Source organism: Halorubrum gandharaense, from assembly GCF_054654575.1.
Map to the genome: position 1 here is coordinate 66,155 of NZ_BAAIET010000002.1, position 23,193 is coordinate 89,347.

28 protein-coding genes are annotated in these 23,193 nt (G+C 68.8%); 15 read left to right on the forward strand and 13 right to left on the reverse strand.

Annotated elements, in window-relative coordinates; translation table 11 throughout:
* Nucleotides 1–9: 9 nt before the first annotated feature.
* Nucleotides 10–696, reverse strand: coding sequence for a DUF5828 family protein (locus ACYQ07_RS09365; RefSeq protein ID WP_459880503.1), 687 nt, complete (start codon nucleotides 694–696; stop codon nucleotides 10–12).
* 115 nt (nucleotides 697–811) lie between these two features.
* Nucleotides 812–1,075 carry a DUF8007 family protein gene (locus tag ACYQ07_RS09370; RefSeq protein ID WP_459880506.1) on the reverse strand — a complete coding sequence of 88 codons (264 nt, stop codon included), beginning with the start codon at nucleotides 1,073–1,075 and terminating at the stop codon, nucleotides 812–814.
* A 150-nt stretch (nucleotides 1,076–1,225) separates the two neighbouring features.
* Here ACYQ07_RS09370 and ACYQ07_RS09375 point away from each other — a divergent pair, with 150 nt between their 5' ends.
* Together ACYQ07_RS09375 and ACYQ07_RS09380 are read left to right on the forward strand one after the other, a co-directional pair.
* Nucleotides 1,226–1,630: a cupin domain-containing protein gene (locus ACYQ07_RS09375; protein ID WP_459880509.1), complete on the forward strand. Its 405-nt coding sequence runs from the start codon at nucleotides 1,226–1,228 to the stop codon at nucleotides 1,628–1,630.
* Entirely contained in the window at nucleotides 1,623–2,300 is a 678-nt protein-coding gene (locus ACYQ07_RS09380) for a DUF8052 family protein (protein ID WP_459880512.1), read from the forward strand. The genes ACYQ07_RS09375 and ACYQ07_RS09380 overlap by 8 nt, the downstream gene beginning before the upstream one ends.
* Before the next feature lie 66 nt (nucleotides 2,301–2,366).
* On the opposite strand, the gene ACYQ07_RS09385 is transcribed toward ACYQ07_RS09380, so the two are convergent.
* The 4 genes from ACYQ07_RS09385 to ACYQ07_RS09400 all read right to left on the reverse strand — a co-directional run bounded on the left by ACYQ07_RS09385 (nucleotide 2,367) and on the right by ACYQ07_RS09400 (nucleotide 6,018).
* Nucleotides 2,367–4,214: a carbon starvation CstA family protein gene (locus ACYQ07_RS09385; RefSeq protein ID WP_459880514.1), complete on the reverse strand. Its 1,848-nt coding sequence runs from the start codon at nucleotides 4,212–4,214 to the stop codon at nucleotides 2,367–2,369.
* Between the two features lie 207 nt (nucleotides 4,215–4,421).
* Entirely contained in the window at nucleotides 4,422–5,414 is a 993-nt protein-coding gene (locus tag ACYQ07_RS09390; protein ID WP_459883040.1) for an ArsA family ATPase, read from the reverse strand.
* A 57-nt stretch (nucleotides 5,415–5,471) separates the two neighbouring features.
* Nucleotides 5,472–5,768 carry a DUF7990 family protein gene (locus ACYQ07_RS09395; protein WP_459880517.1) on the reverse strand — a complete coding sequence of 99 codons (297 nt, stop codon included), beginning with the start codon at nucleotides 5,766–5,768 and terminating at the stop codon, nucleotides 5,472–5,474.
* 82 nt (nucleotides 5,769–5,850) lie between these two features.
* Nucleotides 5,851–6,018 (reverse strand): hypothetical protein, encoded by a 168-nt coding sequence (locus ACYQ07_RS09400; protein WP_459880520.1) that lies wholly within the window; start codon nucleotides 6,016–6,018, stop codon nucleotides 5,851–5,853.
* A gap of 136 nt (nucleotides 6,019–6,154) precedes the next feature.
* Here ACYQ07_RS09400 and ACYQ07_RS09405 point away from each other — a divergent pair, with 136 nt between their 5' ends.
* From ACYQ07_RS09405 to ACYQ07_RS09425, 5 genes are all read left to right on the forward strand, one after another.
* Nucleotides 6,155–7,387: a CobW family GTP-binding protein gene (locus ACYQ07_RS09405; RefSeq protein ID WP_459880523.1), complete on the forward strand. Its 1,233-nt coding sequence runs from the start codon at nucleotides 6,155–6,157 to the stop codon at nucleotides 7,385–7,387.
* A gap of 24 nt (nucleotides 7,388–7,411) precedes the next feature.
* The gene (locus ACYQ07_RS09410) at nucleotides 7,412–7,735 is read left to right on the forward strand and encodes a DUF8107 family protein (protein WP_459880526.1); all 324 of its coding nucleotides are present in this window, start codon (nucleotides 7,412–7,414) and stop codon (nucleotides 7,733–7,735) included.
* 159 nt (nucleotides 7,736–7,894) lie between these two features.
* Nucleotides 7,895–8,572 (forward strand): uracil phosphoribosyltransferase, encoded by a 678-nt coding sequence (gene upp, locus ACYQ07_RS09415; RefSeq protein WP_459880529.1) that lies wholly within the window; start codon nucleotides 7,895–7,897, stop codon nucleotides 8,570–8,572.
* 111 nt (nucleotides 8,573–8,683) lie between these two features.
* Nucleotides 8,684–8,902 carry a DUF7569 family protein gene (locus tag ACYQ07_RS09420; RefSeq protein WP_459880532.1) on the forward strand — a complete coding sequence of 73 codons (219 nt, stop codon included), beginning with the start codon at nucleotides 8,684–8,686 and terminating at the stop codon, nucleotides 8,900–8,902.
* 263 nt (nucleotides 8,903–9,165) lie between these two features.
* Nucleotides 9,166–11,355, forward strand: coding sequence for an ATP-dependent DNA helicase (locus ACYQ07_RS09425; RefSeq protein WP_459880535.1), 2,190 nt, complete (start codon nucleotides 9,166–9,168; stop codon nucleotides 11,353–11,355).
* A gap of 4 nt (nucleotides 11,356–11,359) precedes the next feature.
* Here ACYQ07_RS09425 and ACYQ07_RS09430 read toward each other — a convergent pair whose 3' ends face one another.
* Nucleotides 11,360–12,349, reverse strand: coding sequence for a CPBP family intramembrane glutamic endopeptidase (locus ACYQ07_RS09430; RefSeq protein WP_459880538.1), 990 nt, complete (start codon nucleotides 12,347–12,349; stop codon nucleotides 11,360–11,362).
* A 190-nt stretch (nucleotides 12,350–12,539) separates the two neighbouring features.
* Between ACYQ07_RS09430 and ACYQ07_RS09435 the strand changes: the two genes are divergently transcribed.
* A complete protein-coding gene (locus ACYQ07_RS09435) occupies nucleotides 12,540–13,820 on the forward strand; it encodes an RNA-guided endonuclease InsQ/TnpB family protein (protein ID WP_459880541.1) in 1,281 nt (426 codons plus the stop codon).
* An 86-nt stretch (nucleotides 13,821–13,906) separates the two neighbouring features.
* Here ACYQ07_RS09435 and ACYQ07_RS09440 read toward each other — a convergent pair whose 3' ends face one another.
* Nucleotides 13,907–14,266 carry a DUF7473 family protein gene (locus ACYQ07_RS09440; protein WP_459880544.1) on the reverse strand — a complete coding sequence of 120 codons (360 nt, stop codon included), beginning with the start codon at nucleotides 14,264–14,266 and terminating at the stop codon, nucleotides 13,907–13,909.
* A gap of 57 nt (nucleotides 14,267–14,323) precedes the next feature.
* Entirely contained in the window at nucleotides 14,324–14,884 is a 561-nt protein-coding gene (locus ACYQ07_RS09445) for a TATA-box-binding protein (protein WP_459880546.1), read from the reverse strand.
* 136 nt (nucleotides 14,885–15,020) lie between these two features.
* Here ACYQ07_RS09445 and ACYQ07_RS09450 point away from each other — a divergent pair, with 136 nt between their 5' ends.
* Both ACYQ07_RS09450 and ACYQ07_RS09455 read left to right on the forward strand, forming a co-directional pair.
* Nucleotides 15,021–16,079: a TIGR01177 family methyltransferase gene (locus ACYQ07_RS09450; protein WP_459880549.1), complete on the forward strand. Its 1,059-nt coding sequence runs from the start codon at nucleotides 15,021–15,023 to the stop codon at nucleotides 16,077–16,079.
* Between the two features lie 198 nt (nucleotides 16,080–16,277).
* On the forward strand, nucleotides 16,278–17,405 hold the full coding sequence (locus ACYQ07_RS09455; RefSeq protein ID WP_459880552.1) for an ORC1-type DNA replication protein: 1,128 nt from the start codon (nucleotides 16,278–16,280) through the stop codon (nucleotides 17,403–17,405).
* A gap of 57 nt (nucleotides 17,406–17,462) precedes the next feature.
* Here ACYQ07_RS09455 and ACYQ07_RS09460 read toward each other — a convergent pair whose 3' ends face one another.
* Together ACYQ07_RS09460 and ACYQ07_RS09465 are read right to left on the reverse strand one after the other, a co-directional pair.
* Nucleotides 17,463–18,029 carry a DUF7965 family protein gene (locus tag ACYQ07_RS09460; protein ID WP_459880555.1) on the reverse strand — a complete coding sequence of 189 codons (567 nt, stop codon included), beginning with the start codon at nucleotides 18,027–18,029 and terminating at the stop codon, nucleotides 17,463–17,465.
* The gene (locus tag ACYQ07_RS09465; RefSeq protein ID WP_459880558.1) at nucleotides 18,022–18,420 is read right to left on the reverse strand and encodes a CopD family protein; all 399 of its coding nucleotides are present in this window, start codon (nucleotides 18,418–18,420) and stop codon (nucleotides 18,022–18,024) included. Before ACYQ07_RS09465 ends, ACYQ07_RS09460 begins: the two co-directional genes overlap by 8 nt.
* 93 nt (nucleotides 18,421–18,513) lie before the next feature.
* Between ACYQ07_RS09465 and rpiA the strand changes: the two genes are divergently transcribed.
* Entirely contained in the window at nucleotides 18,514–19,215 is a 702-nt protein-coding gene (gene rpiA, locus ACYQ07_RS09470; RefSeq protein WP_459880561.1) for a ribose-5-phosphate isomerase RpiA, read from the forward strand.
* Between the two features lie 77 nt (nucleotides 19,216–19,292).
* On the opposite strand, the gene ACYQ07_RS09475 is transcribed toward rpiA, so the two are convergent.
* Complete coding sequence (locus ACYQ07_RS09475) at nucleotides 19,293–19,460, reverse strand: DUF1931 family protein (protein WP_004047560.1); 168 nt, start codon at nucleotides 19,458–19,460, stop codon at nucleotides 19,293–19,295.
* 167 nt (nucleotides 19,461–19,627) lie between these two features.
* Here ACYQ07_RS09475 and larB point away from each other — a divergent pair, with 167 nt between their 5' ends.
* The 3 genes from larB (at nucleotide 19,628) to ACYQ07_RS09490 (ending at nucleotide 21,065) form a co-directional block, all read left to right on the forward strand.
* Nucleotides 19,628–20,395, forward strand: a complete 768-nt coding sequence (larB, locus tag ACYQ07_RS09480) for a nickel pincer cofactor biosynthesis protein LarB (RefSeq protein ID WP_459880564.1) — start codon at nucleotides 19,628–19,630, stop codon at nucleotides 20,393–20,395.
* A 129-nt stretch (nucleotides 20,396–20,524) separates the two neighbouring features.
* On the forward strand, nucleotides 20,525–20,677 hold the full coding sequence (locus ACYQ07_RS09485) for a DUF7563 family protein (protein WP_459880567.1): 153 nt from the start codon (nucleotides 20,525–20,527) through the stop codon (nucleotides 20,675–20,677).
* Between the two features lie 133 nt (nucleotides 20,678–20,810).
* A complete protein-coding gene (locus ACYQ07_RS09490; protein ID WP_459880570.1) occupies nucleotides 20,811–21,065 on the forward strand; it encodes a GIY-YIG nuclease family protein in 255 nt (84 codons plus the stop codon).
* 17 nt (nucleotides 21,066–21,082) lie between these two features.
* Here the strand turns inward: ACYQ07_RS09490 and ACYQ07_RS09495 are convergent, their stop codons facing one another.
* A complete protein-coding gene (locus ACYQ07_RS09495; protein ID WP_459880573.1) occupies nucleotides 21,083–21,616 on the reverse strand; it encodes an NADPH-dependent FMN reductase in 534 nt (177 codons plus the stop codon).
* 120 nt (nucleotides 21,617–21,736) lie between these two features.
* Here ACYQ07_RS09495 and ACYQ07_RS09500 point away from each other — a divergent pair, with 120 nt between their 5' ends.
* Nucleotides 21,737–23,119: a phosphoglucomutase/phosphomannomutase family protein gene (locus ACYQ07_RS09500; protein ID WP_459880576.1), complete on the forward strand. Its 1,383-nt coding sequence runs from the start codon at nucleotides 21,737–21,739 to the stop codon at nucleotides 23,117–23,119.
* Nucleotides 23,120–23,193 lie beyond the last annotated feature (74 nt).

A 23,193-nucleotide genomic window follows, 5' to 3' on the forward strand; every position in this document is an offset into this window, starting at 1 on the left:
CTGCTGACCCTACGTCGTCGTCGACTCGGACCCCCCCTTCTCCTCGGGCGGTTCGACGCCCTCGGCGGCGGCGACGTTGGCGGTCTCCTTTTCGGCTTCGACGTGCCAGCGGTCGACGTGCTCCTCGTACTCGCCGAGGATCCGGCTTACCTCCGTTTTGAGCTCGTCGTCGTTGATGTTCACCTCCAGGACGAACGTCTCGCCGGGCTCGCCGCGGCCGACCTCCTGAATGTTGGCGCTTATCAGGTCGTTGTCGAAGTAGTAGGGCGCGATCTGCGTCATCACCTTCTGATACACCGTATCCTCCACCTTCCGGATCGCCTTCCGGCCGGCGGAGTCGGCGGCGCGCGCGACGTGCTCGATCGACTCGCCCCAGCGCTCCATGGCGCCCTCGGTGTCGTCGTCCTCTACCTTCTCGTACGACTCGGTGAGCTTCTCGCCGGCGGTTTGGAGGTCCTCGCCCGGACTCTTCCCCTCCTTCTCGCCGGCGCCCTCGTTCACCGACGCCTGTTCGGCCGTCTTCTCGGAGACGTCCTCGTCGATGCGCTCGTGGGCCTTGGGCCGCCACTCGTCCCACTCGTAGTAGGCGTCGCCGTCGGCGCCCGCCTCGCGTAACGCCTGGGTGATCCGCTCGCCGTGCTCGACGACGTCTCCCCAGTCTCCGCGCTCTTTGAACCCGGAGATGCTCTCTTCCATCGGATTGCCCGCCGGTACGTGTCGAACGCGTATAAGCTTCCCCGAACCGTCCGCACTCGCCGGCGGTCGTCGGCGGTCGTGGGATTCACCCGCCGACTCTTCGCAACCAGCCCGCCTACCGGCCGTAGGCGATCCGGCGCGCGAGCGCGTCGAGCTCGGCTTTGCGGTCGGCGAGCCACCCTGCGGGCGAAACGCGTCGAACCTCGTCCTCGTCCACCTCGATGCGCGCATCGCCGAACGGGTCGTGGTCGGCGCGCTCGTCGGCGTCGCGGTCGCCGTTCACCGCGTCGACGACCGTCGACATCGAACACCGGCCGCAGGCTTCCGTCCGTCCGCCGCTATTCTCGTCGGACATGGTCTCTGTGTCATGGTACGTCATCTCACGGCTTAAACCCTGTCGCCGCCGTGCGCGGGCCACGGGCGACTGCGAGCGCGGACGACTGCGAGCGCGGACGACTGCGAGCGCGGGCGATGCTGGAGGCACATGGAGTGGCGACGCCCTTATTAGCGCCGTGTGGAATGAGGTGACATGGGATACCGCCTCGTCGAGACGGATGCGGTCGAGCCGGAGTCGGACCGGCCGTGCGACTGCCGGAAGCTGACCGACCCCGCCGACCTCGACAACGTGGCCATCAACCGGTTCCGGGCGGAGCCGGGCGAGCAGGTGCCGCTGGCGTACCACCACCACGAGACGCAGGAGGAGGCCTTTTACGTGCTCTCCGGAACGCTCCGCGTCGAGACCCCCGAGAAGACCTTCGAGGTGCCGGCCGACGGCCTGTTCGCCGTCGACCCCGGAAGCCCGCACCGCGCGTACAACCCGGCGGACGCCGAGGAGGCCGTCGACCTGCTGGCGCTCGGCGCGCCGCCGGTCGCGGGCGACGCCGTCCCCTACGAGACGGACGCGACCGCGCGGAACCCCTCCGAGAATGAGTGACGGCGAGCGCGCGGGGTCGGCGGAAGGGTCGGAACCGGCGGCGTCCGGTACGGAGTCCGGCACCGCACCGAGGCACGATCCCGAGGAGCTGCCGCCGGAGATCCGCGAGAACGTCCCGGACTACGACGACGAGTACCTCGACCGCGTCTCCGACCGGCTGCTGTTCAGCTACGACCTCGACGCCGATCACCGGATCGCCGGCGAGCGCTTCGACCTGTACGGCGAGCTCCGGGTCCGCAACCAGAAGCAGTTCCTCCACCCCGCCCTGAGCTACGCGAACCACGACCAGCAGGAGTTCCTCTTCGCCCGCCGCCAGTCGGCGACCACCGTCGGGGAGCTCGAACGGCTCGTGGCGCTGGCCCACGACCTCGCCGACGAGCGCGTCGAGGCCGACGAGCAGCACTACGAGACGGAGTTCACCGTCGTCCTCGTCGTCGACGACCTCACCGACGCGGTCGCGGAGTTCGTCGACGGCTTCCGCGACCGAACCCTCCTCACGTTCGGCTACCACGGCCACTACGAGGTGAACCTCGTCGTCGTCGCCCCGGACGACGAGCGGCTCGTCGCCAGCGAGGTCGCCGACGTGGCCGAGGCGTTCCGGCTCTGGGACCCCGTCGAGCCGCCGGCGGAGGGGGTCTTCTCGCGATTCGCCAAGCGCTTCTGGCGGTGAGTGGGCGAGCCGCTCCGCTCGGCGAGTCAAAAAACCGGAGGGCAGGGCCGCACGCAGGGAGTGGCTTCAGTCGTCGCCCGTCTCGGCCGCGGGGTGGTCGCCGTTCTTCACCGCGCGCAGATTGGTGATGCCGATGTTCACCAGCGAGAGCGCGAGCCCGATCAGGACGAGCGCGAGCACCATCTGGGCGGTTGCCGACGCCATCGTTCCGAACGTCTCCGCTCCGCCCATCAGCAGGTTGAGATAGAGGTTCTCGTAGATGGCGAGGAACAGCAGTCCCAACACGGTGATCGTCACCATGATCGCCATGGGGACGCCGGTCGAGAGCAGCTGCTTGGAGTCGTCCCAGTTGGCGAGCCAGATCGTTCCCGTCAGCAGCGCGAGCGCGGCGAGGAGCTGGTTCGCGCCGCCGAACAGCCCCCACAGCGTCTCCCACTCGCCGGAGATGACCAGAATGTACGCGGGAATCACCTGTACGACGGGGTTGGTGTAGCGCCCGCGGGCGAGCGAGTCGACGCCGCCCGAGAGCCCCGTTTCGGTCGTTCCGCTCGGAGTGCCGATGATCTCCTCCATCATGTACCGACCGAGGCGCACGGCCGTGTCCATGGAGGTGAGCAGGAAGCTCACGAGCACGAGCGCCATGAAGACGGCGCCGACCGCCTCGGGAATGCCCAGGCTCGTGAGGATGATCCCGCCGCCGGCCGCGAAGTTCGGGAGCGCGCCGCCGACTCCGCCGGCCGCCGCGTCCGCGGCGAAGCCGGCGACCGCGAGCGTCGAGAGCGCGAGCGCGGCGAGCAGTCCCTCGCCGAGCATCCCGCCGTAGCCGATCAGGCGGGCGTCGCTCTCCTTGTTGAGCTGTTTCGAGGTCGTGCCCGAGGAGACCAGCGAGTGGAATCCGCTGATCGTCCCGCAGGCGATGGTGATGAACAGCATGGGGAACAGCGGGAACAGTCCCACCGCCTCGATTCCCCAGAAGCCCTCGAACGCGCCGATCGACGGGTCGACGACGAGCGGCTGCGAGGACGTGGCGAAGATCGTGCCGACGATGATCGCCAGGATCCCGCCACCCACGCCGGTGTACAGCAGGAACGAGGAGAGGTAGTCACGCGGCTGGAGCAGCACCCACACCGGGAGCGCGCTGGCGACGGCGCCGTACACCAGCACCACCGGGAGCCATGCCGCGGTGTTGGCACCGAGCTGTCCGGAGCCGGGCACCCAGTCGCCGGCGCCGAGCCCGAGCGCGTCCGAGAGGACGAACGCGTCGCGGCCGGCCTCGAACAGCGCGAACGGGTACTGGATGCCGACCCAGACGCCGGCGAACACGCCGGCGACGAACAGGACGGTCCCCGGAATGAAGGGGCCGTCGAGCTGGTAGAGGTACACCCCGAAGCCGAACGCGAGCAGGATGTAGACGAAGCTTGCGGTCGTCACCTCGGGGTACGCGTCGAACACGATGGAGACGACCAGCGCGAACACCGCGACGACCAGCAGGATGGTGAGGAACGCGAACCACAACAGGAGGTTCTTCCCCTTCTCACCCACGTACTGGCCGACGATGTAGCCGATCGACTTCCCCTCGTGGCGGATCGAACTCGACAGCGAGATGAAGTCGTGGACCGCGCCCATCAGCGGGTTGCCGATGGCGACCCACAGCAGCGCCGGCACCCAGCCCCAGATGGCGCCGGCCGTGATCGGGCCGACGATCGGTGCCCCGCCCGCGATACTCGAGAAGTGATGCCCCAGTAGCACCGGCTTCTTCGCCGGTACGTACTCCTGTCCGTCCTCGTACTTGTGTGCCGGCGTCTCGCGCTCGTCGTCGAGTTCGACGAACCGCGAGAGATATCGGGAGTACCCCATGTACCCCACGGTGAACGTCGCCAGCACGGCAACTACGATCCAGATTACGCTTGTCATTGATACCCTGCCTCACGGTAGCTATTTACAAAACAATACTTAAACGTTCGCTTCGATCGTGATAATTCCACGAACGGAACAGACGGCGTGGAGACGCGGCGACGATTTCACCATTCATTACAGGTCATATTGGCCAAAAACTGTATCCTCTCGAAACCGAGTTGCCCGCGCGACACCCACGCCGGCGACCGCGCCCATCCGACCGCGTCAGTCGCCCGTCTCGTCGCCGGCGTGCTCCTCCCGGACGCCGGTCGCCACGTCGAGTTCCCCGGCTACGTCCCCGAGGAGGTCGCCGCGCACCTCCTTCGTGCGCGACTCGATGGTGGCGACGAGCGGCGGGTCGAACTGCTCGCGAACCTGCCGGAGCCGGTCGCGCTCGGTGGCGACGCGCTCGCGGAGGAAGGTGCCGCCCCGCCCGGTCTCGTCGTCGTCGGGCTCGGGCGTGAGCTTGTTCGCGACGAGCCCGCGGACCGCGAGGTCCTTCTCGGCGAGCCCCTCGATCGCCCGCTCCGTCTCGTTGACCGACAGCTGGTCCGGGTTCAACACGAGGAAGAAGGCGGCGTCCTCCCGGAGCGCGCCGCCCGCGTACTCGAAGAACTCCTTGCGGCGCTGGAGCCGGTCGAGCACGGGGTCACCCTCCATCACCCGTCGCGGCTCCATGTCGCCGATGGCGGCCTTCTCGAACAGGTCGATCGACTGCCGGCGCTTGTACATCAGCCGGTCGATCCACCCCTCCAGAAACTCCGGAAGCCCGAGCAGCCGCAGCGTCGAGCCCGTCGGCGCCGTGTCGAAGACGATGCGGTCGTAGCGCTCGCCCTCCTCGCGCATCACCTCGACGAACGCGTCGAACAGCGCGGACTCGTAGGCGCCCGGCGTGCCGTGGGCCATCTCCAGCTGGCGGTTGATCTCCGACACCATCGCCGACGACACCTGCTCGGAGAGTCCCTCGCGGATCTCCTGGAGGTGTGCCTGCACCTCCTCCTCGGGGTCGATCTCCATCGCGGAGAGCCCCTCGATCCCCTCGACGGGCTCGGGGTCGTCGCTGAACGACTGGTCGAACACGTCCGAGACGGAGTGGGCCGGGTCGGTGGAGACGACCAGCGTGCGCACGCCGGCGTCCGCACACTTGCGGGCGTACGCACACGAGATGGTGGTCTTGCCGACGCCGCCCTTCCCGCCGAAGAAGACGAACGGCTCGATGGCGTCGTGGTCACCGGTGGGCGTGCTATTGCCGGCGGAGACGTCGTTCCCCGCCATTCAAAAGTGGTACTGCTGGCCCTTCCGCTCGATCAGGCTCTCGCGGTCCCAGAGCCGGCGCTCCCACGCCTCGAATTCGTCTTCGAGGTACGGCAGGAGCTCGGCGGTGTAGTACGAGACGGGCGAGGGGATGCCGAACGCGTCGGGAAAGCAGGCGAGCATGAACGCGTCCTCGAGGTCCTCCGCCTCCTTCTCGATCTTCTCGTAGGCCGGATGGGTGATCATCCCGTGGTACAGCCCGCGGAGCCACTCGTCGAGCACCTCGCGGAACTCGGCGATGCGGTCGGCCAGTGTCATACCTCCACACGACGGGAGGATGCCTAAAAGGTGTCGCGGACGGCGGCAGGATCCGCGGGAACTGTGGTGGAAGCGCGCCGGCCTACGCCGACTCGTCGGCGACTTCGGGTGCGTCCGGCTCGCCGGCGTCGAGCGCCGGCTGGTGGGTGGGGTCGTCCATCGAGATCCACACCATGTACAGCATCCCGACGACCATCAGGACCGTTGCGACCGTTCCGACCACGGCAACCGGGTACACGAGACTCTGCATGTTCGACCACTCCGTGAGGACCACAAATCAACGTGTCGGCTTTCTCCGGCGACCAACGTGCTGGCTTCTTCCGGCGGCCAACTATCGCATTTCCCCGGACGCCGGGTTCAAGGTGTGAGCCGACACAGGTTGGCTCATGAGCGACCGGATCCCGGTGACGATCCTCTCGGGGAGTCTCGGAGCGGGCAAGACCACCCTGTTGAACCACCTGCTTCGGAACGCCGGCGACCGCGACCTCGCGGTCCTCGTCAACGACATGGGCGACGTGAACGTCGACGCCGACCTGATCGCGGAGGGGTCGGAGCTGGATGTCGACGACGGCGTCGCGGAGCTGTCGAACGGCTGCATCTGCTGTGAGCTGCAGGAAGACCTCGAAACCGCCGTCGTCCGGCTCGCACGGGAGCGCGACTTCGACAACCTCGTCGTGGAGTCGTCGGGGATCTCCGAGCCCGCGCCCGTCGCCCGGCTGTTCACCACGGAGTCGCGCGCCGCCGCCCGCTATCGGGTGGACGCGCTCGTCACCGTGCTCGACACGAGGCTGTTCCTCGACTGGTTCGCCGGCGAGGGGACGCCCGAGCGGAAGACTGCCGGCGACGAGGACGAGCGCCCCCTCTCCGACCTGCTGGTCGAGCAGGTGGAGGTGTCGAATCTCGTTCTCCTCAACAAGGCGGACCTCTGCTCGGAGGACGAACTCGCGGAGGCGGAGGAGTTGGTCCGCGCGCTCCAGCCGGACGCCGAGACGGTTCGTGCGGAGTTCTCCGCGGTGGAGCCAGACCGGATCTTCGACCGAAACTTGTTCGACGAGGCCGAGGTCTCGCACCTGCCCGGTTGGAAGCGAGCGCTTGAGGACGGCCACGACCACGACGACCACCACGGCCACCGCCACCCCGACGAGGTGTACGGCGTCACCTCCTTCACCTACCGCGCGCGCCGGCCGTTCCACCCGGAGCGGATCGCCGCCGTGCTCCGGGACCTCCCGGACGGCGTCGTCCGGTCGAAGGGGACGCTGTGGGTGGCCGGCAACGACCGCCGGCAGCAGGTAGGGCAGGCAGGCCCGTCGGTCCGGATCGAGACGCCCGGCCCGTGGATCGCGAGCCTCCCGGAGATCGAACGCGACATGCTCCGCTCGAACCGTCCGGATCTCGACTGGCACGAGGAGCACGGCGACCGCCGGACGGAGTTCGTCGTCATCGGCACCGACATGGACGAGGCCGCGCTCCGATCGCGGCTCGACGACGCGCTCGTGACGGACGCCGAGTGGGACGTGGTTCGGGACGGGGAGGAACTCGACGGTGAGAACCCGTTTCCGACGGCGGACGGCGACGAAACCGTCCTCCGGGAGCCCGGTCTCGCCGCGGGCAAGAACTAAGTCGCCGTCACGCCGGGTACGGGTATGAGCGAACAGCGCGGCGCAGACGGAGAGCGCGCCGGCGAGCGCGAGGGCGACGAGGAACGTGACTCCGCCGGACACGACGCCGACCGGGACGCGGTCACGACGGACGACGAGCCGGATCCGAAGGGAATCCGTGAGGGACTCGCCGACTCCGAGGGCGACCCGAGACTCGTGTTCCTGCTCGGCGTGGCGCTGTCGGCATGGTTCGGCTGGGTCGTCGTCTGGGGGTTCGACCTGTTGGGGCTCGTCGAGTACACGCTGGTGAACGTCCTGACGGCGGCGATACTGGTGTTCGCGGTCACCTACGTGCTCGTGCTGCAGTAGGGGCGCCGGCGGTCACGCGCGGCTTTTGCGGGGCGCCGAACCGACATCGAGGGCTCCCTGCTCGCGGCATCGCCGTTCGAATTCCGAGGCCTGCTTCCGACCTTCTCCCCCGCGAGTAGTACCGGCCTTTTAAGAAGCGTGCGGTCCCCCTTCCCGATAATGACGATCGAAGACCGCGACGACGCGTACCTGATCACCCACGCGCTGGCCAAGGACACCCTCTCGCGGCTCCGCGACGTGGAGACGGAGCAGGTCGCGTTCCGCAAGGGGCTCGTCAAACTGGGTCGCATCTGCGGCTACGAGATCATCGACGGCGCGATGGAGACGGAGTACGTCCCCGTCGAGACGCCCCTAGAGGAGACCACCGGCGAGCGCGTCAAGGGGCTCGACGACGTGGTGATCATCAACGTCCTCCGTGCCGCAACCCCGTTCGTGGAGGGCCTTTTGAAGGCGTTCCCGCGGGCCAAACAGGGCGTCATCTCCGCCGGCCGCGACGAGGAGGCCGGGATGAACGACGACGGCGAGTTCCCGATCACCATCGACTACGTGAAGCTGCCCGAGATCCGCGAGGACGACACCGTCATCGTCGCGGACCCGATGCTTGCAACCGGCTCGACGATGTGTGCCGTCCTCGACCACATCCTCGCGGAGGCCGACGACTACGAGAACCTCTTCGTGCTGTCGGCAGTGTCGGCGCCCGCCGGCCTCGTGCGCGTGGGCGAGGCGTTCGACGACGCCGACCTCCTCACCGTCGCCATCGACGACCGCCTCAACGAGGAGGGGTTCATCGTCCCCGGTCTCGGGGACGCCGGCGACCGCGCGTTCCGAACGACGTAGGGGACGCCGGCGACCGCATCCACCTCCCCGCCACGAGCGCTCGACGCGCCGCGTGCCGCGCGCCACGCCCCGCCAGCGTACTTTTAAGAGCCACCCACGCGAGACACGAGTATGAGCGACGCGGCGACGACCGACCCCTGTGACGCCTGCGGGGAGCCGACGACCGACGCGCTCGCCCGGACGGTCCGGCTCAGCGTCGACCGGGCGAACATCGACACCCAGCGGCTCTGCCCCGAGTGTTTCGCCGACTGGATCCAGCGCTATCAGCAGCGGATGGGCGGCGGCACCGACGACTCGGAAAGCGGCGACTCCGAGATCATCGTCGACTGAGCGCCGGCGCCGAGCGCCGAAAAAACGGGGACACGGGGGTCTCGGGGGTTCCCGGCGAAAACGTTATGTTGGATTCTTCCATCGCCCGACGTGCGGGGTGAGCGCATCCACCGCTGTCTTCACCCCCACTTTCCACGAGTTTCGCCCACCAGCGGCGCCGCCGAGCGTTGCGGTGTCTCGCGCTCGCCGAGCGCGCTCGCCCGCAGTTTCACTTTCGCCGAGCCACCCGACTCCTTTTATCCGGTGGGGGCCAATCCGTCGGTGTGTCAGAGTCGGCGTATCTGGAGTACTTCCCGTACGAGGAGCCCTACCCGAACCAGCGGGAGGCAATGGACCGCGTCTCCAACGCGCTCGCCCGCGGTCAGGACGTGCTGTTCGAGGGGGCGCCCGGAACGGGAAAGACGCTGTCGGCACTCGTCCCGGCGTTGGAGCACGCCCGCGAGCACGACCGGACGGTCGTCATCACGACGAACGTCCACCAGCAGATGCGCCAGTTCGTCGAGGACGCCCGCGCGATCACCCGCACGAAGCCGATCCGCGCGGTCGTGTTCAAGGGAAAGTCCTCGATGTGCCACATCGACGTGGACTATCAGGAGTGTCAGACCCTCCGGGACACCACTCGCTCGATGGTGGAGACGCAGGCGGACAAACGCGAGTTGGAGACCCGCCAGCGCGAGCTGCTCGCGGAGAGCCGCGACGGCGACGCCGGCGCTGCCGAGGCGCGCGAGGCCGTCATGGACGAACTCGACTCGCTGGAGGACGAACTCGACGACTTTGAGTCCACGAACGTCTGTGACCACTATCACAACAACCTCACGCAGGATACTGACGAGTTCTTCGACTGGCTGTTCGACGACGTGCGCACGCCGGACGACGTGTACGAGTACGCCGACGAGCGCGGCCTCTGCGGCTACGAGCTGCTGAAGGAGGGGATGGAGGGCGTCGATCTGGTCGTCTGCAACTACCACCACCTGCTCGACCCCGGGATACGGGAACAGTTCTTCCGGTGGATCGATCGCGACCCCTCGGAGATCATCACCGTCTTCGACGAGGCGCACAACGTCGAGGACGCCGCGCGCGACCACGCCACCCGCACGCTCACGGAGAACACGCTGGACGCGGCGTTGGAGGAGGCGGCGGAGGCCGACGACACCCGCGCCGAAGCGACCGAGAACGTGCTCGGCGCCTTCCGCGACGCGCTCGTGGAGACGTACGACGAGGCGCTCGGCTTCGGCGCCCGCGAGGGCGTCGGCGAGAACTGGGAGGACCTCTCCATCGCCAACGACGACCGTCGGGACGACCTCACGCTGAGCTTCCTCCAGCGGTATGAAGGGCGCGGGATCGACACGGAGGCGGAGCTCGCCGTCCAGCTCGGGCAGGCGCTCGACGAGGAGTACGAGCGCCAGTACAAGGAGGGCGAGACGACGAGCCGCAAGGAGTCGTCTATCCTTGCGGCGGCCCGGTTCGTCGCGACGTGGATGGAGGAGGGCGCCGAGCTCGGCCAGTACCCCGTCGTCTCCGTCCGGCGCGACGGCGGCACCGACGAGGTGTACGGCCGCGCGGAGCTGTACACCTGCATCCCCCGCACGGTCACCGAGCAGCTGTTCGACGAGGTGGCCGCCTCGGTTCTAATGAGCGCGACGCTTCGCCCGTTCGACGTCACCAAGGAGGTGCTCGGACTGGAGAACGTGGCGGCGCTGGCGTACGGGATGGCGTATCCCGCGGCGAACCGCCGAACGTTCGCCGTCGACACGCCGCCGCTGTTCGCCTCCGAGCGGGAGGACCCGGAGACGCAGGAGACGGTCGCGGAGCTGCTCCGGGACGCGATCCGCTTTACGCCCGGCAACACGCTCGCCTTCTTCCCCTCCTACGGGGAGGCTGAGCGCTACTACGAGAAGCTCGGCGGTGGAGACGGGTTGGCGGGCGCCGACCTCGGAACGCTCTACCTCGACGGTCCGGGGGAAGACGAGGAGCGGCTCCGTCAGGAGTTCGTCGACGGCGACAACGGTGCGCTGTTCACCTCGCTGTGGGGCACCCTCGCGGAGGGCGTGAGCTTCGACGGCGACGACGCCCGGACGGTCGTCGTCGTTGGCGTCCCCTATCCGCACCTCTCGGACCGGATGGAGGCGGTCCAAGAGGCCTACAACCGCGCCTTCTCCGACCGTGACCGCTCGCGCGACCCCGGGTGGGCGTACGCCGTCGAGATCCCGACGATCCGCAAGACGCGGCAGGCGATCGGCCGCGTCGTGCGCGGCCCGGAGGACTTCGGCGTCCGCATCCTCGCCGACCGCCGCTACACGAGTGCGGACATGGGGAAGTACTCCGTCCGCGACGCGTTCCCGCCCGAGGAACGCGAGGAGCTACTGGACCTCTCGCCGGAGAAGGCCAAGTTCGCGATGCTCAACTTCTACGCCGACCACGACGCCTACCACGGTCCTCCGCCGGAGCCGTAGGGGATTATGACTCGCCGGCGGTCGCTTCGTCAATGCCGTCCCCATCGTCCACTAGCTCCGGCGTCGTGATGGCGGGGTGGACCCACTCGTCTGCGCCCCGAAGCCGACACCACCCGACGACCGCGAGCGTGCCGGCGACTACCGCCAACAGCCCGAGATAGCCCCCCTCGGGGCCGAACGCCCCGCCGGTCCACGCCGCGGGACCGGTCGATTCGACGGCGAGGACGCTCGTTTCGACGCCGAGTCCGCTCACTCCGTGGCCGAAGACGGCTCCCTGCGCGAGGTTCCAGGTGACGTGGAGTCCGATCGGGATCGCCAGCTCCCCAGTCAGCAGGTAGCCGGCCGCGAGCATGACGCCCGCGAGCGTGATGACGGCGAGCGAGAAGGGGGTGATGCCGGGATTGGCCGCGTGGAGCAGCCCGAACAGGACGGAGGAGGCAACCAGCGCCCCCACAACGGCGGCGCGCTCGCCGGCGAACCGGAGTCCCTCGGCGACGTTCGTGAGCAGCCAGCCGCGGGCGAGCGCCTCCTCGTAGACGCCGACCACAAGAAACAGGGCGAGGAGTCCCGCGAACCCGAGGAGGAAGGAGCCGCCCGCGACGAACGTGTCCGTCACGGTGTACCAACCGGCGGCCCAGCCGACGAGGAAGATGGCGGCCTGAAGGGCGACGCCCAGCGCGAGGCCGAACCCGCAGTCGACCCACCAGTCGCGGTCGAGCCGGAACCCGTAGTCCGCGGGTCGCCGGCGGTCGACGTAGCGGGCGACGGGCACGAGCGCGACCGTCAACACGAGTCCCGAGGCGACGGTCGCGGTTCCCAACACCACTGCGGAGTCGGGGTCCGCGCTGCCGCCGAGCGCGAGCAGGACGAGGAGCTGGGCGCCGACGAGGAGAACGGCGAACGCGATGGCGCCGGCGGTCAGCCGAAGCGGTGCTCGGAGCCGGCGCTCGGCGGGATGAACCGCGGCGTTCCGGAGGGTATCGAGGAGTGACACGGGCAGTGGTTGCGGCCGGACCCACCTAAAAGGGGTCCGTCGATTACGGAGAATCAAGGAGAAAGCCTCGCGCTTTAGCGCGGGGATGAATCCGACAACTCCTCCACAGTCCATCGCTCGAAGGCATCGCTGGATATTCTACGCCCTGTGAATGACCACTGCTAAGTAGGATTGCTGTCATAGGTTACATATGGTAAAACAGGTCGTCACGCGCACCTATACTGCTTCCATTCGGAATCAGCCACGGGTGTCGGACGACCTTGATGCCCTTGGGTTCGCAGCCTCGAAACTCTGGAACGTTGGACGGTGGACATGCAGCCGGATCTGGGACGAAATTGGTCACATCCCAACCCACACCGAACTCACCGCGTACCTCAAGAACCACGAACGCTATGATGACCTGCATTCGCAGTCAAGTCAGCGAGTCCTTCAAGAACTCGCTGAGGCGTTCAGTGGGTGGTACGGGAAACGACGCAACGGAGACGTGAGAGCGAACCCGCCCGGCTACCGCAAACACGGTGACGAACACCCGCGCTCAACGGTCACGTTCAAAGCCGCTGGCTTCAAACTCGACACCCAGTACAACCGCGTCCGACTCTCTCAAGGGTCGAACCTCAAGGAGTATTGGTCGGACTTCATCCTCTGTGAGTTCCAAACTCGTCCCGACGTTGATCTCTCCGCCGTGGAGACCGTCCAACAAGTGAAGGCGGTTTGGACAGGCGATGAGTGGGAACTACACTTCGTGTGTAAGGTTGAGATAGAGGTATCTGAGTCGCCCGGCGAACAGACAGTTGGCATCGACCTCGGTATCAACAACTTCGCCGCACTCGCCTACGAAGAGGGCTACAGTGAGTTGTACCCGCTGAACTGTCTGAAGCAGGACGACTACTACTTCAGCAAGCGGCTCGCTCGGTGCGACGACTCGAACTCTGAACAAGCCACGCGGCTGAACCAGACAAAATCGAGTCGGCGCACGCACTACTTCCACACCCTCTCGAAACACATCGTCCAGCGGTGTGTTGAGGAAGATGTCGGCACGATAGTGATCGGCGACCTCTCTGACATCCGCAAGGACGACGAGACCGGTGAGGCGAAGAACTGGGGCAAGCATGGCAATCTCGACTTGCACTCGTGGGCGTTCGGCCGCTTCACGGAGTTGCTCACCTACAAAGCCGAGATGGAAGGGATCATTGTCGAAGAGGTGTCTGAGCGCGATACGTCGAAGTCGTGTTCATGTTGTGGTCGCAAGCGGGATGCAAATCGTGTCGAGCGCGGACTGTATGTGTGCGACGAGTGCGGGACAACGGCGAACGCAGACGTGAACGGAGCCGAGAACATCCGACAAAAAGTATCTCCGAGTTCACCGAGTTTGTCGGTGGATAGGAGTAACGGCTGGTTGGCACAGCCATCGACGTTCCTGTTTGACAAGGAAGCTGGCGCATTCGCGCCTCAAGAACGGGTAACGTCGTAAACCACAATATCCCAACCCAGCGGCGCGGTGCCGTGGGAATCCTCGCGCTTCAGCGCGGGGAGGATGTCAAGGTCGAGCGACAGTGATCACTCTGGTCGGCTGGCGAGCAGGATCGCGATCCCGCCGAGCACGACGCCGAGCAGGATCGTGACGATGACGTGAACGACCGTCATCGCGGCGACGAGCCGGCGCTCGGCGTCGTAGCTCCACGCGAACATGGCGGCGTCGAGCGCGAGCGCGAGCGGAACGAGCAGCAGCGGGGTGATCTCGAAGGCGCCGCCGACGACGGCGACCACCGCGGGGAGGGGGCCGACGTACAGCGCACGCCGCGGGTCGACGTCGCCGAGGACGTTGCGGGCGGCCAGATGGGCGGTGAGCGAGAGGAACAGCGCCAGAAGCACCGTCGTCCCGAGCACGCTGACGGGCGTGACCGTCTGCAGGAGCATACCGGACGTAGGAGAGCAGCCCTCAAAGGCGTCGTGGAACGTGACGGGACGCCCGGTTCACCCGAGGAGGCCGAGCTCGTCGAGGCGACCGACGATGGCGTCGACGGCCTCCTTGGCGTCGTCGGGCGATTTTCCGCCGGTGACGACGAGCTTGCCGGAGCCGAACAGCAGCGCGACCACGTCGGGCTCGTCCAGCCGGTAGACGAGGCCGGGGAACTGCTCGGGCTCGTACTCGATGTGCTCGAGTCCGAGCCCGATGGCGATGGCGTTGAGGTTGAGGCTCTCGCCGAGGTCCGCGGAGGTGACGATGTTCTGGACGGTGACCTCGGGCTCGTCGTCGACCGGAATCCGGAGCTCACGGAGCTCCTCGAAGACGATGGCGAGGCTCTCGTGGACGGCGTCGACGGATTTGGCTCCGGTACAGACGATCTTGCCGGAACGGAAGATGAGCGCGGCCGATTTCGGGTCCGTCGTCCGGTAGACGAGGCCGGGGAACTGCTCGGGGTCGTAGTCGGCACCTTCCAGGTCCATCGCGACGCTCTGGAGGTCGAGTTCCTGCCCGATCCCGGTGGAAGCGACGACGTTCTCGATCGTTATCGTGTCCTTTGGATCGGCCATTCGTACGTCCCACGTCGTTTTTAAGATTTAAAAAGGTTGGTAGGATGCCGGCCCCGGGGCTCGTGCTGTCGCAGCCCGCTCCCGTCGGGCTCCCGGAACCGCTACCCTCTTTTCGGCGGACCGCGGAGGCCGACGCGTGTACTGGCTCGAACTCGCGGGCGAGGAGGACGCCTTCGCCGCCTACGAGGCGGGATCTGCCGCCACGTCCGTCGAACTGCTCGCGCCCGGCATCGCCAGCGCCGGGAGCGTGAGCGAGACCGCCGACCGGCTGGCATACACCCGCGCCGTCCACGAGGCGGTCGGGCGCACCGACGCCGACGTGGACGCGGCCGCCGCGCTCCTCCGGGCCGCCTCGCTGGACCGCGAGGGGAGCGTTGCCGTCCGGGCGCGCAGCCTCCGCGGCAGCGCCGGCGTCTCCACCGAGCGCGCCGAGCGCGAGCTTGGCTCTGTCCTCGTCGACCGCGGGTTCTCCGTCGACCTCGACGATCCGGACCACGTGCTTCGCGCGCTGTTCGCGACCGGCGAGCGCTCGATCCACGACGCCGTCGCCGGCGCGGACGGTGAGGACGCCGCCGTCTGCGCGCTCGGCTGGACCGTCGTCGAAGGACGCCGCGACTTCTCGCCGAACCCGACCGACCGCCCGTTCTTCCAGCCGGGGAGCATGGCGCCGGCGGACGCCCGGGCGTACGCCACCCTCGCGGGCGCCGGCCCCGGTCGCACCCTCCTCGACCCGATGTGCGGGACCGGCGGGATTCCCCTCGAAGCGGGGCTCGTCGGCAGCGACGTGCTCGCGTGTGACGCCCAGTGGAAGATGGTCCGTGGCACGCAGCAAAACCTGCGCGAGTACGTCGGTGAGGGCGATGGCGGCACGGACGCTGACGGCGGCGACAGCCCCGAATGGCACGTTGCCCGCGCGGACGCGACGGACCTCCCGCTCCCGGACGATGCCGTCGACGGCGTCGCCTTCGACGCCCCCTACGGCCGCCAGTCGAAGATCGCCCGCCACGAGTTGGCCGACCTCGTCGGCGGCGCGCTTGCTGAGGCGGCCCGCGTTGCCCCCCGCGCCGTGCTCGTCGCTGACCGCGACTGGCGCGGCCCGGCCCACGACGCCGGCTGGGAGGTGGCGGCCGCCTTCGAGCGCCCCGTCCATCGGTCGCTCACCCGGCACGTGCTGGTGTTGGAGCGAGCGGAGTAGCGTTCGAGCACACGACGCGGCGAGCCGGCAGTCGCCGCCCGCCGCGTGTTCCGTCGTCGATATTCCCCCTCGAATGGAGCGACGTGATAGTGAAATCCAACGACTCTTTGAGGCCTTCCTTGGCCGTCCTCCCAACCAGTTTCACTTTCACCCGGGATCCGGGGAACCGTTAAGTGGTCGGCCCGAGGTTGTCTCCGTATGAACGGGGACGCCGACGGCGACATGCTCTCGTGGGACGAGTCGGTCTTCCGGGACGAGTCGGTGTTCGAGATCGACTACGTGCCGGAGACGTTCCGCCACCGCGAGAGCCAGCTGGAGAGCCTCAAGTACGCGCTCCGGCCCGCCGTCAGAGGATCCCGCCCGCTGAACACGATGATGCGCGGCCCGCCGGGGACCGGCAAGACGACGGCGGTCCAGAAGCTCTTCGGCGAGCTCCGCGCGCGCACCGACGTGCGCACCGTCCGGGTGAACTGCCAGGTCGACTCCACCCGCTACGCCGTCTTCTCGCGGCTGTTCGAGGGGATCTTCGAGTACGAGCCACCCTCCTCGGGGATCTCCTTCAAGAAGCTGTTCGGGCAGATCACCGACCGGCTGGTCGAGGAGGACGAGGTGCTCGTCGTCGCGCTCGACGACGTCAACTACCTCTTTTACGAGAACGAGGCGTCGGACACGCTCTACTCGCTGCTACGCGCCCACGAGGCGCACTCCGGCGCGAAGATCGGCGTCATCGTCGTCTCCTCGGACCTCTCGCTCGACGCGATCGACGAGCTCGACACCCGCGTCCAGTCGGTGTTCCGGCCCGAGGAGGTGTACTTCCCGGTGTACGACGCCGATGAAATCTACGACATTCTCCACGAGCGCGCCAAACGCGGCTTCCACGAGGGCGTCGTTGAGGACGCGGAGCTGGAACTCGTCGCCGAGAAGACCGCGGAGACCGGCGACCTCCGCGTGGGGATCGACCTTCTCCGCCGGGCCGGGCTCAACGCCGAGATGCGCGCCTCCCGGACCATCGCGGCCGAGGACGTGGAGTCGGCCTACGACAAGTCGAAGTACGTCCACCTCTCGCGGTCGCTCCGCGGACTCTCCGACTCCGAGCGCGCACTCGTCCGCGTCCTCGCGGAGCACGACGGCGAGCGCGCCGGCGACGTGTACGAGGCGTTCCACGAGGACACGGAGCTCGGCTACACCCGCTACTCCGAGATCATCAACAAGCTCGACCAGCTCGGCATCATCGATGCGGAGTACGCGGAGGTCGAAGGACGCGGCCGCTCCCGGGAGCTGACGCTGGCGTACGATGCCGACGCCGTGCTCGATCGACTCGACTGAGGCGGTGCTCGACCGATCCGGCCGAGGTGGCGGACGGGTCACCGTCGCTTTCCGGAGTCACCCGTCGACGGCCGTCGGTCCGTCGTCGGTCAGCCGCCCGACGACGCCCACCAGCAGGACGTCCATGGTCGCCGTCGCGAGTCCGACGACTGCCCCGACCGTCAGCGCGATTACCGTCCCGACGGAGAGCACGAGCGCGAGCAGCGTCCCCACCTCGTACAGGACGGTCGGGTCGGTGACGCCGGTGAGCGAGCTCGGGTCGCCCGCGATCGTGGCGACGACGGTACCGCCGACGAGCGTGACGAAGAAGCCGGCGCCAGTGACCGCCCCCGCCGCGCCGCCGACGGCGACGTAGCGGGGTGCGGAGCGCTCGCCGGTGAGCGTGGCGTCGGCGGCGAGCCCGCCCGCGGCGACGGACCACGGCGGCGTCAGACGGAAGCCCCAGTGGTGGGTCGCCAGCGTGATCGCCCACAGCGCGAGGAACAGCGCGACGCCGACGGTCGTCGACAGCGGTTCGAGGGCGCCGCCGAGCGCCCCCTGCCAGTGGAGCAGGAGGACGGCGAGGACGCCGAGCCCGCCGACGTGCGCGGTGGCGAACGCGAGCGTCGTGAGCCGGTCAGCCACGGGCCATCACCACCGCGAGCGCCGCGAGCAGCGCGACCCAGCCGGCGGTGACGGCGTACCAGCCGCGGACGGACCCCGCCTCGGGCGTGCGGTCGCGGACGACCCCCGTGCGGACGAGGGAGAAGGCGACCAGCAGGAGGACGCCGACGAGCTTCAGGCCGAACAGCTGCCCCCACCGCGTCTCCGGGCCGGGGACCGCGGGCGCCATCGCGCCGGCGTTGCCGACGCCGGTCACGACCACCGCCCCGAGCGCCAGCCAGAAGCCGAGTTCGTAGCGGGCGAGGAGTTCGGGTGGCGTGCGATCCGTCACCGCGAGGAGGGCGGCGCCGCCGAGCATCACCCCGAGCGCGACGAGGTGGACCCAGCGCACCGCGAGCGTGGAGGGGACCATGCGCGTGCGGTTCGGCAACGACCCTCAAAGGTGTTTGGCCGCGCTGGGTCGACCCCACGCGGCTTTTTGAGGGGGGCCGTCCACGGCTCATCCATGAAGACGAGCGGCGGAACGGACGCACAGAAGCGGCGTGCGGGCGAGGCGGCCGCCGAGGAGGTCGCCGACGGCGACGTGGTCGGGCTCGGAACGGGGTCGACCGCGGCCCACGCCACCCGCGCCATCGGCCGGGCCGTCGACGACGGGCTGGACGTGCGCGGCGTGCCCACGTCGTTCGCGTCGCGCGAACTCGCCCGCGAGTGTGGGATCCCGCTGGCGGACCTCGACGAGGTCGTCGGGCCGGACGCGCCGGGGATCGACCTCGCGATCGACGGCGCGGACCAGGTGGCCGACGGCGACCTGATAAAGGGGGGCGGGGCCGCACACGCCCGCGAGAAGCTGGTCGACGCGGCGGCCGAGCGGTTCGTCGTCGTCGCGGACCCCTCGAAGACGGCCGCGACGCTCGACCGGTCGGTTCCCGTCGAGGTGCTGCCGGCGGCGCGGACGGTCGTCGCCGAGGCGGTCCGGTCGACGGGCGGCGAGCCCGAACTCCGCCGGGCCGAGCGCAAGGACGGTCCCGTCGTCACCGACAACGGGAACCTCGTGCTCGACTGCGCGTTCGGCGAGATCCCGGAGCCCGGCGACCTCTCGGCGACGCTCGCGGACACGCCGGGCGTCGTCGAACACGGGCTGTTCGTCGGGCTCGCCGACGAGATTCACGTGGGCACGGCCGACGGCGTCAGCGTGTGGGAGCGGTAAGCGTCGACGCTGCCGGGTTTGGATGAAGCCGCCGCTCGCGGGCGGCAAAATAAAGGAGAACTGAAGATGCGGCCTGGTTACAGGTCGCGAGGCTGGACCGTCTTCCGGTCGTTGGCCTCGGCGCGGCGGGCAGCGTCTTCGAGCAGCTCGTCCACTTCGTCGTCCAGCGCGTCGTAGAAGTCCGAAGCGACGTTCTTGTCGTCCAGCGCTTCCTTGACTGCCGCTTTGACAATGAGGTCTGCCATGCAGTTCCCGGTATCCATCCACACTTAATAAGAGTTCCTGAATTCGACCGCGAGGGACGCCGTGCGGGCGGTTCGCGAGGGTCGCCGACGACCGGCGACAATAAAAGTTGCGGGGTCGTTCGGGGCGGACCGACAGCTTCGAGCGCCTTCGCGGACTTGGCCCCACCATGCGAGACACGCTTGAGGCGCTGGCCGCGGGCGAGATCGGCCCCGAGGAGGCCGAGGCGCGGCTCTCGGGCTACGCCACGACGACGGCCGGCCGGTTCGACGCCGACCGCGAGCGCCGGCGGGGGATTCCGGAGGCGGTGTTGGCGGAGGGAAAGACGCCGGCGGAGACGGCCGCGCTCGCCGTCACCGCGCTGGAGACGACCGGCCGTGCGCTGATCACCCGCACCGACGACGAGACGGCGGCGGGGATCCGCGAGGCCGTCGCGGACGCCGCCCCCGACGCGACGGTGACCCACGACGACCGAACCCGGACGGTGACGGTTCACGCTGCGGATTTCGACCCCCCAGACATCGACGCCGCGGTGGCCGTGGTGACGGCGGGCACCTCGGACGCGCCGGTCGCGGGGGAAGCGGCGCTGGTCGCCCGCGAGATCGGCGCGGACGTGGACCTGATCGAGGACGTGGGCGTCGCCAACATCGACCGCGCGCTCGACCAGGTGGACCGGATCCGGGAGGCGGACGTGGTCGTGGTCGCCGCCGGCCGCGAGGGGGCGCTTCCGACGGTGGTCGCCGGGCTCGTGAACGCGCCCGTCATCGGCCTTCCCGTCTCGACCGGCTACGGCGTCGGCGGCGAGGGCAAAGCGGCGCTGTACGGCACGCTCCAGTCGTGTACCGTGCTCTCGACGGTGAACGTCGACGCCGGGTTCGTCGCCGGCGCGCAGGCGGGGCTCGTCGCCCGCGCGGTCGACGCCGCCCGCGGGGAGTGACGGACTGCGCGGGACGGTGCAGGCCGGTGCGGGAAGCGCCGATATCCCCCGTGGATCCGGGGTTTCGGAAGGGTATTTGTCGCTTGGTCACATACTACGTCCACCGGCAGCGGTGGATGCCGGTCCAACATGCCAAGTTGCGACCACTGCGGGTCACACGTCTCGGACCGCTTCGCTCGCGTGTTCGCCGACGAGCTCGGACACCTCAACGCGTGTCCCGCTTGCGCCGCGAACGCCGGGATCGCTGAAGTGTCACGGGACCGCACCCGCACGCAGGAGTAGCCGGAACCGCACGGGGATCGACCTGCATGCGGCCCCGCACGCGCTCCCCGAAGCCGTCGGGCGACCGGCGGCGGCCGCCGTCGCGCGGTTCGCGAACAGGGCTTCTTTGTCCGTCGCCGTCGTAGCGCCGCCCGTGTCCGACCACCACGTCTACGTGATCGAGTGTGCCGACGGCAGCCTCTACACCGGCTACACCACCGACGTGGAGCGGCGCGTCGCCGAACACGATGCCGGCGCGGGCGCGAAGTACACTCGCGGCCGAACCCCCGTCACGCTGGTCCACGTCGAGTCGTTCGACTCGAAATCGTCGGCGATGTCCCGCGAGTACGCCATCAAGCAGCTCTCGCGGACGGAAAAGGAGCAGCTGGTCGGCATGGACGCGAGGTAGACGGTGTCGTTCGGTGCTCAGTCCCGCAGGCGCTCGGCGTGCTCGGTCACGACGCGGCCGAGCTTCTCGGTTCGCTGCTGGAGCGTCTCGTCCGTCAGGGTTCCGTCGTCGTCGAACGCTCGGGAAGCGCCTTCGATGCCGACCTCGTGGGGGACCGTCCAGCCGTGGACGTTGCGGATGGTGGCGCGCATGTGCTCTAACGTGCCGCCGTAGGAGCCGCCGCCGGCGGTCGCCAACAGCCCGACGGCGGTGGTCTCGTACTCGTCGAAGCCGCAGTAGTCGTGGAAGTTCTTGAACGTCGAGGAGAGCGTGCCGTGATAGACGGGGGTGCCGACCAGCACGCCGTCGGCCTCCCGCACCAGTCGGCAGAGGCGCTCGCTGTCGCCCTGGTCGTCCTTCTCGGGGTCGTACAGCGGGAGGTCGACCCCTGCTAGGTCGATCAGGTGTGTGTCGGCGCCGGCGTCCGCCGCGCCGTCGAGCGCGACCCGGAGTGCGCGTTTGGTGGTGCTGTTCGTGCTTCTACTGCCGGAGATGGCGACGATGCGGGGCATTGCCGGACGTGGGAGAGACAGCAGCAAAAGCGCCACGAGTTCGCCGTCGTGGATGCGAGTCCGCCGTCGCGTTTCTCGCCTGTCGTCGCCGTTATGGTGACGGCGGTCGACACGACGCGTATGGACGCCATCTCCTTCGGGACGGACGGCTGGCGCGCGACGCTCGACACCTTCACCGACGAGCGCCTGCGCTGTGTGGGGCAGGCGGTCGCCGACCACCTGCTGGCGAAGGGGCGTACCGCGCCCGTCGCCGTGGGGTACGACGCCCGCGAGACCAGCGAGGGGTTCGCCGAGAGCCTCGCGGAAGTGCTGGCCGGCAACGGCTTCGACGTACTCCTCCCGGAGCGCGACGTGCCGACGCCGGTCGTCGCCCACGCCATCGTCGACCACGGGCTCGCCGGCGCCTGCATGGTGACGGCCTCGCACAATCCGCCGGAGTACAACGGCGTGAAGTTCATCCCGAGCGACGGCGCCCCCGCGCTCCCCGCGGTGACCGAGGACATCGAGGAGCGGCTCGCCGAACCCGCACCACTCCCGGAGTCGGAGTGGGGCGAGATCCGCCGCGTCGACCTCGTGGCTGCACACGCCGACGCCGTCCGCGACCGGCTCGACGCCGATGCCGACACGCTCGACGGGTTGACGGTCGCGTACGACGCGATGCACGGCAGCGGCCGCGGCGTCACCGACGCTCTGCTGGAGGCCGCCGGCGCCGAGGTGACCCGGCTGCGGTGTGACCGCGACCCGACGTTCGGCGGCACTCCGCCCGAGCCGAGCGCGGAGCACCTCGACGCGCTCGCGGAGCGCGTCACCGCCGGCGAGGCCGACCTCGGGATCGCCAACGACGGCGACGCCGACCGGATCGCCGTCGTCACGCCCGCACGCGGCGTGCTCGACGCCAACCTCTTTTATGCCGCCTGCTACGACCGGCTGTTAGAGGACGACTCGGGGCCGGCGGTCCGCACCGTCTCGACCACCTTCCTCGTCGACCGCATCGCGGAGGCGCACGGCGAGGCGGCGATCGAGGTGCCGGTCGGCTTCAAGTGGGTCGCCGAGGCGATGGCGAACCACGACGCGCTGTTCGGCGGCGAGGAGTCGGGCGGCTTCTCCATCCGCGGCCACGTCCGCGAGAAGGACGGCGTCCTCATGGCGCTGCTCGCGGCCGCCGCCGAGGTCGACGAGCCGTTCGACGACCGCGTCGACCGTCTGCTCGACGAGCACGGCGCGATCGCCGCCGGCAAAACCTCGCTGGACTGCGCGGACGCACGGAAGGCGGCCGTTCTCGAGGAACTGGAGGACCACATTCCCGACGACGTGCTCGGCCACGAGGTCGCGAAGGTGGTGACGCTCGACGGGTTCAAACTGCTGCTCGACGACGGCTCGTGGCTGCTCGTCCGTCCCTCGGGGACGGAGCCGAAGCTCCGGGTGTACGCCGAAGCCGAGACCGACGCCGGCGTCGAGGGGCTGCTGGAGGTGGGGCGGGAACTCGTCGAACCGCTCATATAGGTGGGTGGTGGGGTGAGCGCGCCGGCGACCACCTCCAAAGCCCCAGCCGGCTCCTTATAAGCGAGTTGAGTCGC